Origin of the sequence: Glaciecola sp. MF2-115 (assembly GCF_047250385.1) — a bacterium.
GTDB lineage: Bacteria > Pseudomonadota > Gammaproteobacteria > Enterobacterales > Alteromonadaceae > Glaciecola.
In genome coordinates, this window is record NZ_JBLBVM010000047.1 from 42,835 (window position 1) to 55,841 (window position 13,007).

General features: G+C 39.2%; 11 protein-coding genes. 5 read left to right on the forward strand and 6 right to left on the reverse strand.

The window, feature by feature from the left end; all coding sequences use genetic code 11:
- Positions 1–112 precede the first annotated feature (112 nt).
- Entirely contained in the window at positions 113–1,345 is a 1,233-nt protein-coding gene (locus ACKLNX_RS07295; RefSeq protein ID WP_412971825.1) for a response regulator, read from the forward strand.
- Positions 1,346–1,418: 73 nt separating this feature from the next.
- Complete coding sequence (locus ACKLNX_RS07300; protein WP_412971826.1) at positions 1,419–3,713, forward strand: hybrid sensor histidine kinase/response regulator; 2,295 nt, start codon at positions 1,419–1,421, stop codon at positions 3,711–3,713.
- Between the two features lie 11 nt (positions 3,714–3,724).
- Here the strand turns inward: ACKLNX_RS07300 and ACKLNX_RS07305 are convergent, their stop codons facing one another.
- From ACKLNX_RS07305 to ACKLNX_RS07315, 3 genes are all read right to left on the reverse strand, one after another.
- Positions 3,725–4,567, reverse strand: coding sequence for a DUF6279 family lipoprotein (locus ACKLNX_RS07305; RefSeq protein ID WP_412971827.1), 843 nt, complete (start codon positions 4,565–4,567; stop codon positions 3,725–3,727).
- A 383-nt stretch (positions 4,568–4,950) separates the two neighbouring features.
- Positions 4,951–5,412: a DUF962 domain-containing protein gene (locus tag ACKLNX_RS07310; RefSeq protein ID WP_411694757.1), complete on the reverse strand. Its 462-nt coding sequence runs from the start codon at positions 5,410–5,412 to the stop codon at positions 4,951–4,953.
- Between the two features lie 46 nt (positions 5,413–5,458).
- Complete coding sequence (locus ACKLNX_RS07315; RefSeq protein WP_412971828.1) at positions 5,459–6,124, reverse strand: flagellar brake protein; 666 nt, start codon at positions 6,122–6,124, stop codon at positions 5,459–5,461.
- A gap of 101 nt (positions 6,125–6,225) precedes the next feature.
- Between ACKLNX_RS07315 and ACKLNX_RS07320 the strand changes: the two genes are divergently transcribed.
- Positions 6,226–8,031: a M61 family metallopeptidase gene (locus ACKLNX_RS07320; protein WP_412971829.1), complete on the forward strand. Its 1,806-nt coding sequence runs from the start codon at positions 6,226–6,228 to the stop codon at positions 8,029–8,031.
- Positions 8,032–8,135: 104 nt separating this feature from the next.
- Here ACKLNX_RS07320 and ACKLNX_RS07325 read toward each other — a convergent pair whose 3' ends face one another.
- The 3 genes from ACKLNX_RS07325 to yejK all read right to left on the reverse strand — a co-directional run bounded on the left by ACKLNX_RS07325 (position 8,136) and on the right by yejK (position 10,976).
- Complete coding sequence (locus ACKLNX_RS07325; RefSeq protein ID WP_412971878.1) at positions 8,136–8,960, reverse strand: M23 family metallopeptidase; 825 nt, start codon at positions 8,958–8,960, stop codon at positions 8,136–8,138.
- Positions 8,961–9,060: 100 nt separating this feature from the next.
- Entirely contained in the window at positions 9,061–9,951 is an 891-nt protein-coding gene (locus ACKLNX_RS07330; RefSeq protein WP_412971830.1) for a 6-carboxytetrahydropterin synthase, read from the reverse strand.
- Positions 9,952–9,959: 8 nt separating this feature from the next.
- The gene (gene yejK / locus ACKLNX_RS07335; RefSeq protein WP_412971831.1) at positions 9,960–10,976 is read right to left on the reverse strand and encodes a nucleoid-associated protein YejK; all 1,017 of its coding nucleotides are present in this window, start codon (positions 10,974–10,976) and stop codon (positions 9,960–9,962) included.
- A 200-nt stretch (positions 10,977–11,176) separates the two neighbouring features.
- Between yejK and ACKLNX_RS07340 the strand changes: the two genes are divergently transcribed.
- Together ACKLNX_RS07340 and ACKLNX_RS07345 are read left to right on the forward strand one after the other, a co-directional pair.
- Positions 11,177–11,395 (forward strand): DUF1414 domain-containing protein, encoded by a 219-nt coding sequence (locus ACKLNX_RS07340; RefSeq protein WP_411694762.1) that lies wholly within the window; start codon positions 11,177–11,179, stop codon positions 11,393–11,395.
- 8 nt (positions 11,396–11,403) lie between these two features.
- Positions 11,404–12,939, forward strand: coding sequence for a DUF3413 domain-containing protein (locus tag ACKLNX_RS07345; protein ID WP_412971832.1), 1,536 nt, complete (start codon positions 11,404–11,406; stop codon positions 12,937–12,939).
- Positions 12,940–13,007: the final 68 nt, after the last annotated feature.

Consider the following 13,007-nt stretch of genomic DNA (forward strand, 5'->3'; position numbering starts at 1 on the left):
AGACTTTATTTTTTAGCAAACTTGGTTCAAACTTGAAAATTAGACACATTGCAATCGTCACCCTAAACCATTACGAAGGTGCAATACTTAAAAATATCATTAGGCGGAACTTATGGGTACTCAAGCAAGTCCACTTGTATTTTTTAGTCACGACTTAGACCAAGACGCGCCGATTCTTGAAGTATTGAAAGCGCATTTCGGTAAAGTAGAAGTAATCTCTGATTTAAAAAGAGTGTGCGAAGCCCTAACGTCGCCTTCCTCCAAAATTTTATTGTTCGCTGGTGACACCCTAGCGGTATCCATTGCAGCCTACTACAAAGCCCTAGATGCCTGTAATAAACATAGTACTTGCGACCACAAAGTGGTTACCCTTGTATCTAAGGGTCAAGAGAAACTTGCTTTTGATGCTTTCAAAGGAGGTGTAATTGATGAATTCCTGATTTTTCGACCTCTACATGAACCGTATCGTGCAATATTAGTAATAGAACATTTGCTTTTAGTGCTAGGTATAACAACCTTCTCTAAACATTCAGATCAAGATTTTCTTAAACAAAGCAATAAATATCCGAGTGAACTAAACCAATTAGTAGAGAAAGGAAAGCAACGCAAGGCCGATTGCAATGCGGCCTTTGAAAAAACTATCGAAGAGCTTGAGGGAATTGTCGATAAAACAATACGGGACTTAGAAAAGGAACAATCTGTTCAACTAGATATTAAGAAGGTCGCTAATTTACTTTCCAAGATTAAAACCGATGAACTTAGACCGAAATTACTGCAACTTCAAAGCAAGACCATACAGCTACTCGAATCGGTTCTGAAGCAAAGTGCTCCGGAGGATGTTTTACAAGTGCAGTCCGAAGAGCTGGCAGTTGCAAAGGGTGAGAAGCCTTCTACTCCGCAGCCTCCGCCTATGTATAATAATCTTTATAATAATATTGATAAAATAGAAGAGGTATTGGAACAAGCCGGTAAGAAGAAGTCCGTCCTGTTAGTCGAGGATGATCTCATCTCGCAACAACTAACACTTAAACTGTTGGCAAGATATCCAGTTAAAGTTGAGTTCGTTAATAGCGGAAGACGCGCATTTGCAGCTCTTTCCTGCAATAAATATGACCTAGTCTTAATGGACATTAATTTACCGGATACTAATGGAATTTATATTGTTGACCAAATTGTTAGTAAAGATTTAATGAATGCAGATACTCCCATTATCATGCTTACTGGGAATAAAAATAAACAAACAATCAGGGAAGCTGTTGACCGTGGCGCTCAAGGCTACATCGTAAAACCATTGTTTAGACCCACGCTAGATAAACTGCTGAATAAGTTTGGTTTGATCCCATAAATTTCAATACATCGCCCTTAATTTAAGTAATGACTATTAAAGGGCTTATATTGCGTGATAACAAGGTAAATAGATGACAAACCATGAAACGATGCTGCAGCAACTTTTAATTGCGATTGATCAAGTTTCAGATGCTGTTGTCATCATCTCTCCAAGCAACATTGTCCTTCACATTAACAAACCATTTCTTCAGCTATTCCCAATTAATAATAGTCATGCTTTAACTCAGAAACCAGTCTCTCAACTTATTCAGTTGATCTCCACTTCTCTTGAACAAAACAACGCACTCAATGCTGCTTTACTTTGTCGATTTGTTAACCAGAAACTGAGTTCTAAAGACAAGCTTCATTTCGAATTTAAAAACCAAGATGGTCGCGATCTGCGATACCAAGATCAGTTAACCGCGCAAGGCTACCGGATTGGTACATTCAAAGATGAAAGTTCAATTATTGCCTTGCACCAACAATTTGAGAATGCCTGTGATGAAGCAGAAAAATTAAGTGAAGCCAAAAATAGCTTTATGGCTGCTATGAGCCATGAGGTAAAAACCCCACTAAATGCAATTATTGGTATGTTAGATTTGTGTTTGAAAGATGACTATATAGCTAAAAACGAGTACATGAAGCGTATTCATAAAAATGCAGATAAGTTGCTTGCGTTAATTAACAACGTTTTGGATTTTGCGAAGTTTGATGCGAATAAAGTCACTTTATCAAAAGTACCTACCAATTTAAGAGAGCTTAGTGAATCGGTTATTGAAAGTTTTTCCGCTTCTGCGATGCAGTCAAATACTGAGCTGCAACTGTTTGTAGACCCGCGTATACCTAATAAATTGCTATTGGATGATATTCGTATCACTCAGGTTTTAAATAACCTTATCAGTAACGGTTTAAAGTTCAATAATCACAAGCAACCCAAACTATCACTTAATATTACATACGATATCGAAAGTCAGAATATTTGTTGCTTGGTTAAAGACAATGGCATCGGCATTTCAGATAAACAACAAAAGTACGTTTTTGCAGGATTTGAACAAGCATCCATCGATACACATCGCAGATTTGGAGGCAGTGGTTTGGGGCTAAGCATTTGCCAACGGATCAGTTGGCTGATGAGAGGGTCGCTTACTGTCACAAGTAAACTTGGCGTGGGGACTACCTTTAATTTTACGTTTCCTGTTCCAAAGAACACAGTCACATTCAATTCTACAAATAAACATTTATCGGCATTAATACTGAAGACAAATGATCAGCTCTTCTTTGAGTCATTATCTCAGTATGCCCCATTTATAGGTTTTAAAGCTGAGTTTAATGAGAATATCTGTCAAACCCTAGCACATAATGAGTTTCAATTATTACGCCCTTCGTCAAAGCTGAATGCCAATGATATGGCAGACATTGTTTCAGCTGGACGTACTATCTTGCTGCGTAATTTCGATGCTAACCAGAATAAATACAAAGGCTATGAGCGTCTCCCCTTCATCTCGCAAACTCCGCTTAGATTAAAAGAATTATTAGATAAATTGTGCGAGTTTGTTCCCTCATTAAACAATAATGTTTTAAATACAGAACTTGATACTCATTTAGTAGAAGGAGTATCAATATTTGACGGGATAACAGCTTTGGTAGTCGAAGATAATCCCGACAATATGTTCGTATTGAAGCGACAATTTAAATCACTAGCCATAACTGCTGACTTCGCAATGAAACCAAGTGACGCCCTTGATTACTTTGTGGATAAAACTTATGACATCGTACTAAGCGATTTTCAAATGCCTCGAATGTCGGGCGCTGAGCTCATTAAAAAATTACGAATGATCGAAAAAAGTAAGGAACAAGCGCCCGTCCAAATGATAATTGTCACTGCAGACAAAACAGAGAGTTGCCGAGATGAGTGCATGAGCGCGGGGTGTGATGAAGTGTTAATGAAGCCACTCACAATTGCGAGCCTTTCTGCCGTGTTTCAAAAAGTCTCAAATGATGAGATGAACAGTGATTACGAATCAAAAAGTAAGCTAAGTTCAGATGGCACACCGTTATTTAACTTACATGTACTGAACAATATACTGGGTGAAGTAAGTGAAGTAGAATTGAATGAATTTCTTTTGGAGTATGAAGAGAATCTCAAAGTTGCTTTCAATGATATCGTTTCAGCCGCATCATTGAACGAATGGTCAAGCGTTGGCGCAATGGCTCATTCGCTAAAAAGTAGCGCCTTGATTATCGGCGCAAAACCCCTCAGCGAGGCAAGCAGCGAACTAGAATCTTCATGTAAAAAGGGCGATATAAACGAAATTATTAAGGCTTGGGAGACAGCAAAGCTGCAAATAGATAGTCTACAAGCAGCATTGTTGAAACGACATCAATAAATGTACTAATTTTATTTAAGTAAATCACTGACGTCATCAGCAAACTCTGCAATTTCATCGAGAATGTGCGCTCTTTGCTTCTCAGTTGCTACAGCATCTAGGGCTAATAGAAACTCCTTGTATTTATTACTATTTTCAATATTTCGTTGATTTAGTAATTCACCACGAAACACTTCTGGATTCATCAGTAATTCGTGTAACTTGAACTTAAATTTATCCCCTCGATCCGACTCATCAAACAATGCTCGTAAAGCTTTCTGATATTCGAGTCGGTATTCTAACCATAACTCGCCGTTGGAATGGTACTGGCCATACATGTTTTCGACTAAGGTTTCTTGTTGAACGTTAAGCGAACCAAGCCAACGCTTTAGATTTTTCTTGTTCCGCTTTAGACTCTGAGTTTTACGCTTGTCTTCGGACATAGCTAAACGCTCTGCTCGCTCCTCAGCATCTTCTTCATTCAATTCGTCGATTTCTTTAAATATTGATACAACTTGTTCTTCAGATAAACTCGGTGACATCTCTACTAAGTCCGGGATAATTTTTGCTTTGATTCTTAGCCAATGATCCCGAGCTTTGTTTTGATGGTAATCCATTTTATCTAAGCTAAGCTGCTGGTTTTTGATATCACCTGACAATTCCTGTAGATGCGACAAGTACTGTGGTAGCTCGCTTGCTTTATGCCAAACGAGCCACTGTGCTAATTTTTTATCAAATAAGTCTTCCTGCTCATCTGTAAGCTCTACAAAATCGTCTATATACCAGTAAACTAGCCAATCAACATTTTTGTAGACAAACTTCGTCGAACATCCACCTAGAAGCAGCATAAACACTATCAGTATCGTTTTTTTCATTTCATTCTACTTTTCATTTAGCGCGACTTTTCTTTTAACTCTAGTTTACGTTTAACCCTAGTTTACGTTTAACTTTAGGTCACATTTAGCACTAGTATGTATTAAGACCTATTTGAAGCGCATTATTTGTTTCTACATACTTCCTTAGTACGACAACACTAAGAAAAAAGGTTACAAATTGATATCATTAAATAAGTTTTAAATTGCTTATCAAATAAATCACTTCACTTCACTTCACTATAATGCTTTGAAAGTTTATTCGACTAAAAGTGAAATTATAATTTTATCGTTTCAAACAAAAAACGCTTTCGAAGAAAGCGCTTTTAGGATCATTTGTCACTGTCGCATTAGTCTATGAATGCATTGGATTTAACAATTTAACATCAATAGCTAATGTTCATTCTTTTTAACCAATGTACCCACCACCATGCTGGGCCAACAAGTAGATATCTTAAATCTTCAAAGAATGACGGTTTTTTACCCTCAATATGATGTCCAATAAACTGCAGAATCCACATAACAACAAATAGACTGAGACTGAACAGCCATACCGACACATCATACATCACGAGAAGCTTAATGATACCAAAGGAAGCTAGAGTCAATAAGGTCATCGCCGCTCCGATTGGACCTGACAGCTTGAAGTAATAATAAAGTGTGGGAATAGCTAACACATGCGCAAAGGTTATATCCATAGCCTGCATAAACTCTGGTACTGGAATAGACCAAAGTAAACCAATCGTCACCAAAAAAATTGACGGTACGGCTATCGCATGGATCATAACATTGGTTTTATTGGTATGGCTTTCACCGTAGTGTCTGATGAGCCTATCTACGTCACGCATTTCTTACCTCTTTGTTATTTTTATTTTCATGGTATTAACATCTAGTTTACAACGTGATCATGTATCGCTCAAGCAATCGTTCGAGTTGATTGTCTGGATCATCAAATTGAATACCATAAGCATGGTAGCTTTTTTCAATCTGACAATTTTTAACATTGGCATTGAGTAACATCGTACGCTCAGACATTTCTACACATAAAGTAATTGTTTCTTCATTTTCAATCACTTGCAAAACGGTTTTAAAGGGGATTAATAATTTGCAGCCTTTCATTGAGACATCAACAATTAAACCTTCAACTTCTTTATTGTCTTGTTCATCTAAAACCACATCTACCGGTACACCCAAAATTGCCCGTTTTTGTGCCCGCAGGCCTAATTTTTGTAAGGCATTTGGAAAGCTTGTAATTAACATGGGAATTGGTGTGTGAATAACTTTTAGAACACGCACTTTAAACGCGACCACCTCACCAAAGGGCTCATCCAGTACATAACGTATAATAATTTGAGAGTCAGCTTCGATTAGAAGCGTTGTGTTAACCGACTCTGTTGATGATGGGTAACGAAAAAACAAGCACTCTTCACCATCTGTTCCAAAGTAAGTAGTTTTAAGTCGCACCGGCTCTGACTGCGCGATGACTTGCATGTCAGCCTCGGTGTTTGGCAACAAGCACAAAAGCGCATTGATATCCGCTGAGGATATTGTGGTTTTCACTTGAATTCCCTTCCAAATTTACAACTGCTAGGACACACAGCCCTGATATATCATGGTATTATTAAGTTTCTTAAAATCCCAAACATCAAAGGCGACCATTCATGACAGACATGCTCTCATATCACATCGTACCTGAAAATTTAGCTGAGCACGTTTTTAATGTCAAAATTTCTATTCCAGCCTCAAAACACGCTATTATTCATCTAAGCATACCTGCATGGATACCTGGTAGTTACATGATCAGGGATTTTTGTAAAAATATTCACTCAATACATGCTGAATCACATTCTGGCCAGAAACTAGAAACTATTCAAATTGATAAGCAGACATGGCAAATCGCAAATGCTAGCGATGGCCTAATGCTTACTTATCAAGTATACGCTTTCGACTTATCCGTTCGAGGCGCATATTTATTTGACGAGTACGCATTCTTCAATGGTACTAGCACCTTTTTAGAAGTGAAGGAATTTACTGATAATGCTAGCTCTCCTATTTCTCTATGCATCGAAAACAATCAAGTAGACAAGAATTGGCGGCTTTGCACTTCTTATCAAAAACACTCCGTTGTGGAATCAAACTCAATTGTAAAACATTACTTCACTTGTGAAGACTATCAAGAACTCATTGATCACCCTGTTCTATTGGGTCAGGTGGAGCAAGCAAGTTTTGAAGTTGCAGATACAAACTTTCATGTCGTATTTTCAGGTAAAACAGAAACCGACCTTCAGCGAATATGCCAAGATCTCAAACCTCTTTGTCAGCATCATATTAATTTGTTCGGAGCGCTTCCTGAGAGAGATTACTGGTTTCTTACGTTATTAAGTGATGATGGCTTTGGCGGACTGGAGCACAGGGCATCAACTGCACTCTTGTATCCAAGATTCCACTTACCTATGCGTTCAGAGACAGAATTGAAATCTGAGCATTATCAACGGTTCTTGAGTTTATGTAGTCACGAACTCTTTCACGCTTGGAATGTGAAGCGAATCAAGCCTCAAATAATGATTTCTCCTGAATTAAGTAGCGAACAATATTCGGAGCAACTATGGATCTACGAGGGCTTCACTAGTTTGTACGACGATTTAAGTCTCGCTAGAACTAATTTTATTGACGCACAACGTTATGTTGAAATCTTGGGAGAGAACCTTACTCGTTTGAAGCAAACCCAGGGGCGACATAAACAATCAATTACAGAATCGAGCATAAACGCTTGGACGAAGTTTTATAAGCAAGATGCTGGCTCTCATAACCATATTGTCAGTTATTATAATAAGGGTGCCGTTATCGCCCTAGCGCTCGATATTACGCTTCGAGAAATGAGTGAGAACCGGTACTCCATTAACCAAATTATGCAGATACTTTGGCAAGAGTATGGCAGCTGCAATATCGGCACGCCCGATGACGTTATTCAACAACTATGTAAAAAACACTTTAAGTTAGATATCTCTGAGTTTTTGAATACGGCACTCTATAGTACAGATGATTCACCGTTAGATGCCTTAGTTAAGAAAATTGGTTTGAAACTGCATTATAGAACGCAAGTCTCTCAAAGTGATAAGGGTGGTAAACCGAGTACTGAATCCATCAAACATGCCTTCGGTGCAATTTACAAAGACCAAGACAGTGGTTTGTTGCTACAAACAATGCGGGACGGCTCACCAATTGTTCGCGCCGGTGCTCAAATTGGTGATATTTTAATAGCATTAGGGCAATGGCAAGTGAACAGTGGAAACTTGCAGCGTTTGCTAGATAATCAAGTATGCTCTCATGTAGAAATTACCTTGCTTCGTCAGGGGCGTATTCTTCGTGCTCAGCTACCAATAGAAGCTGCAAAAGCTGATACTGCCTACTTCACCATAGAAGATACAAAAAAGTTTCAATGCTGGATTGACGGTAGCGTTGATTGATGAAAGTGTTGGGTTGGCGAAAGTGTTGGAATAGCGAAGTCTTGGATTGGCGGAAGTGTTGATTGACGAAAGCCTAAAAGCACAGCGAAATACGACTAAAGCTTCTAGTTTTCCGCTACTTCAAGGTCAACAAGTAAGGCTGGATCCAAACGCTCTTTGAACCAATTTATACGCCAGTCAAGGTGTGGGCCGGTTACGCGTCCCGTATCACCCATCTCAGCAATCTTTTGGCCTTGCTTAATTTCTTCTCCTTCGTTTACCGTAATCGAAGACAGATGAATGTAGGTCGACGTCACCCCAAGCCCGTGATCAATTATCAGCGTTCCACCTGAATAATACATATCCGGATGAGCTAAGCGCACTATCCCGTCTATAGGAGCGTATATATCTGTTCCCACAGGACCTGCAATATCTAAACCAAAATGAGGACGTTTAGGTTCGCCATTGAAGACTCTTTGACTACCATAAACACCTGAAATTGGGCCTTTGGCTGGCAAAATAAAGGTTTGAGTAAAAGCGCTTAGCTTCGACTTAGAGGCGCGCGCCTTTGCAATTTGTCTATTATCTTTGCGAATACGCTCTAAAACTGTTTTAGGTGGCGAAACGTACTTGGATGCAACTCCTTCTATACGCTGCAATTTATATTCACGCTTGCTCAAGAGCAGTGGCTTGCTTGCACGCTTCTTCACGGTGGGTAATTGCCATTCTAAAACATGATGAAGTTTAGCATCGCGACCAAAACCAAAGGCGAAATCTCCCGAAGGTAATGTATCTAATGCCTTACCATTCAACCAAACCTTACTGCCGCTAGGCAATTTACCTCTTAGTAACGCGCCTTGTGTAAGGCTCCCAACTAAGGTCAAATCACCAGTATTTTTCTGAACATCGGCCTCAAGGATCTCAGTACTACTATTTTGTAATGCGTTCATCGCTTGGGAATTAAAAGAATAAAGCAGTGCACTTAGAGCCAATATCAACACGATATTGACCTTATCAACTATGTGCTCTCTATGCTTATCTTTGAATAGACTAATCATCAGAGACGATGGCACCTTTTCCAACACCTTCAAAAGCACGAACTTCCAATTTCTTGTCAGTCATGGTTTTCAATTCATCAAACATAAACTGAGCTAAACACTCAACTGTTGAATCCGTTTCGACGATTTCACAGGCTTCTTTTTCAATCGCCATTTCGAACTCACCTTGCGATGCTTCGTATTTGAAACAGTAAAACTTGTCGTCACTGATATTTTTATGAGCAAAACTTAACTCGCTTGGTGAGACTAAATCTTCTTGTGTACCTATGTAGATATCAGCCCATCTTTTTGCCCAATAGTTCTGCCAAGTTTCACTTTCTTTTCCATCTTCAAAAATGAGGACTTTAGAACGATGACCGTGTGCAATTCGCTGACAATTTCCATCGTGTTTTTTCAAGCCGTGAGTATAGTGATAAAAATCCGTCGGAATCACTTCTTCACGCAAAAACAGCTCTACAGAGTGCACGTTTTCTGGTAAGTGAATTTTAATGACCTCTTTCAAATACTCTGTAACTGAACTCATATTCACTTCATCTGCATAGACAAAAGCGTAAGCTTCAGGCGGACAATATAGATGCATGCTTTGAGCGTTTTCAGCACCTTCATGCTGGTAAGAAAAGTCAACTTGAACTCGTTCATGTGATGTATCATGAGTGATGGTTGTGCATGCATTTTCGGCAGGAACGACTAGTTTATGATCGACATATTCATCGATAACATGTTTAAGTTCTTTCTTAACTTTACCAAAATCCTGCACCATGCTTTCTTCGTTTAACCCGCCATTTAGCAAGATATCGACAATCCAGCTTTCACCAACCATTCCCCTTTTTGGGCAAAGGTAGGAGAAATCCATGACAGTTAAATCGTTTACGAATAATTTCATATCAGCAATTAACCTTTTGTTGCGCGAAGCAACTGATCTTTTAAATTAGGTGGTATGCCACGAATAGTCAAAGTATCCGTATGTGGGTCGTATAAAATACGCTCGCCTAGTAAGGGGCGATCGAAGTTGATCGTTACGCCACCGCCAGAGCCACTGAATTTCGCGAGTGATTTGATTACCGAACGATCTGGTTGAAAGCTTTGCTCTAGTGGGGCTTCTTGCTGGTCATTGAATGCTGAAAATGACTGACCAGAATCCTCGTCTTTAGGCAGGAATTGAGCGATCTCTTCAACTGAGACATCTTCGCCCTCCTCTACTTTCTCTTTAAAATAGCTGGCTACAGAACCACGATGTTGGTTTTTCTCATATGCATCACACTGTTCTTGAGACAAGTAATCGTCAACGTTCTGCATTAACTGCTTGTTTTGCTGCTTTACATCGACCTTTTCTTCACAAGCGATATATTGCATGAAGAAATCAGATACTTTGCGGCCCATACGCCCTTTCAAGAAGCTAATATAACGAAACTGTTCAGGAGTCACTTGCCATTGAGTAATATCAATACGCACTGCCAACTGCATTTTGCTGAAGTCCAAGTGATCGCTGTAATCTAAGTCCATTTGCTGATTAACCGCAACGTGTTGTTTCGTATCGATCAGCGCAATAAGTAAATACTGCGTCGCTAAATACTCATATTGGCTGAATATTAGGAAACCGGTTTCAACCATTTCTTCTTTGGCTAGTGTTTGTAATAAGAATTGTCCACTTTTCACACTAAACTCATGAAATTCCATTTCGCTTTGCAATACTTGAGATAAATCGTTGGGAAATGAATTATCACTTTCTTCTGCAAAGCCACCGACACCCTTCCCAGGTTTGCTGTTAAAGGTCGCATGCAACTGCTGTGCAAGGGTTTCTATTTCTTTATTTGCCTCAAAACAGCTCGAGCGAGGAATAAAATGAAGCTTGCCATCGTCGGCTAAATTCAAACGATGAACAACAAATTGGTGAATGAGTGCACTCATATACTTAAAAGACTACCTTATAAAATGTGCTAAACTATTGGTTTAGTATAGTATTTATCGCGGTTCAAGGGTACGTGCTATTGCAATAAATTTAGATATTCCAAACAAATGTTTGTGAATGAATAGAGTGCGATTATAATCAGCACTCACGATTTGGTTAATTGTAACCAGTTTTCAGTTAAAAATCACAGGACAGATTAATGCCACAACAATCCCGATACTCGAATAAAGAGTTTGAAGCGGCCATGCAAGACGTTTTCGGCGCCCTAGAAAAAAACAATGCTAACCGAGATTTATCTTTAATGGTGTTGGGTAACGTATTATCGAATATATTTACGCAAGAAGTTGCACCAGCCAAGCGCGAAGCAATGGTTGATCAATTTTGTGACGTATTAAAACGAGCAGTTAAAGGGAATTAGTCAGCAATATGATCTTTAATGAATCACCACGACGCAAACAAATAAATGAATTAGTTGCATGGGGGCATTGGTTTGCTCTAGCAAATATTATAATGGCGCTGGTAATATCGTCAGTCTATTTGTTGTCATCCCCCATCTCAGGCACGCCCATCAGTATCGCATATATGCTACTGACGTGGATTGGTCATATTAGTTTCATCACCTTTTTTGGCTTCGTGCTGCTGCTTTTACCTTTGTGCTATAAAATAAAACATCCTCGCCTATTGAAAGTTATTGGCTCAGTCATAGCGGCTGTCGGATTAGCATTATTAGCCTTTGATGCCTTGTTATACAACAAATCAGGTTTTCATATCAGCTTCAGTTCCGCCGCTTTAGTAAGAAGTGAAACACAGGGGCAAATGGGTGCATTTAACTGGTTACAGTGGTTCTACTTAATCCTACTTATCGTTGTGTGGTTAATGTTCCAACTAGTTTTGGCTAATGCCATCCACAAACGTATCAAACGGTTTATGAAAGTGCACATTGGTACATATGTTACTAGTGCATTTGTTTTCTGTTTTGTTGCTAGTCACGGCATTCACGTATGGGCCGACGCCAAGTTGTATGCACCTGTTTTGCAGCAAGACAATATGTTGCCACTTTCATACCCAGCAACCGCTAAGACTTTGATGTCGCGTATTGGTGTTTTTGACTTACAAGACTACAAGCAACGCCAGAATCTGCAATTTACTGAAAAAGACTTTGCTTTTGATTACCCACCGACACCTATTTATTGTTCGGTCGACGCTACACAAAAAGTGCTCTTCCTAAGCGTACAGGAAGATTCAATCAACGTGATGCCTGAAGGTTTGCAGGATAATGGATTTCATTTTGTCAGCAATACTCTAAAAAATGATTATCTAATGTCTGTTGTATATGGCTTGCCACAAGGTTTCTTGCCAAGTGTGAGTGATTCTCAGCCTGTCGCCCTTGCTTTGTCGAACGCCTTTAACCTCGACCTTAGCATGTATAATCATTTAACGAGCAACCAAGACAACGCGAGCAAAAAGCCATTCTATTCAAGCAACTGGAAAGCTTTTAGTGATGGCTTAAATTCGCAAGCTAGTGGCTTATTTATGGCAACTGTTTCGAATGAAGAATTTAATTCTGTTGATCTACAAGAGCTTAGTGCTAACACCAAAATTTTGATAGTTGCAAAGACGGGTGATAACCCCTACTTCAGACTATTCAGCAACTTGCCGATCGAAACTCAAATGTCGACGACAGAAGATATTGCACCAACTATTCTTACTGAGCTTGGTTGCAACGCAGATCCGAAAAACTATGCAATTGGTCAAGCGCTGCAATCGCCAACGAGGAATTGGGCAGTGAGTACACAAGGTCGTCATTTGATAGTTGTGCATAAAGGACTTATTACTGAAGTAAGTAAAGACGGTAGTTTTGAGATCCGTGACTACACAACAAACGAAAAAGTATTAAGCGAAATTGATACTAATTTACTGAGCCGTTCGATTAAACATTTAACCGAGTTTTCCAAACAATAAACTCGCTTAAACGGCTCTTTTTATCTTTCTTTTAAGCAACTGCATGCAAAGCAGTTGCTTTCATCGCC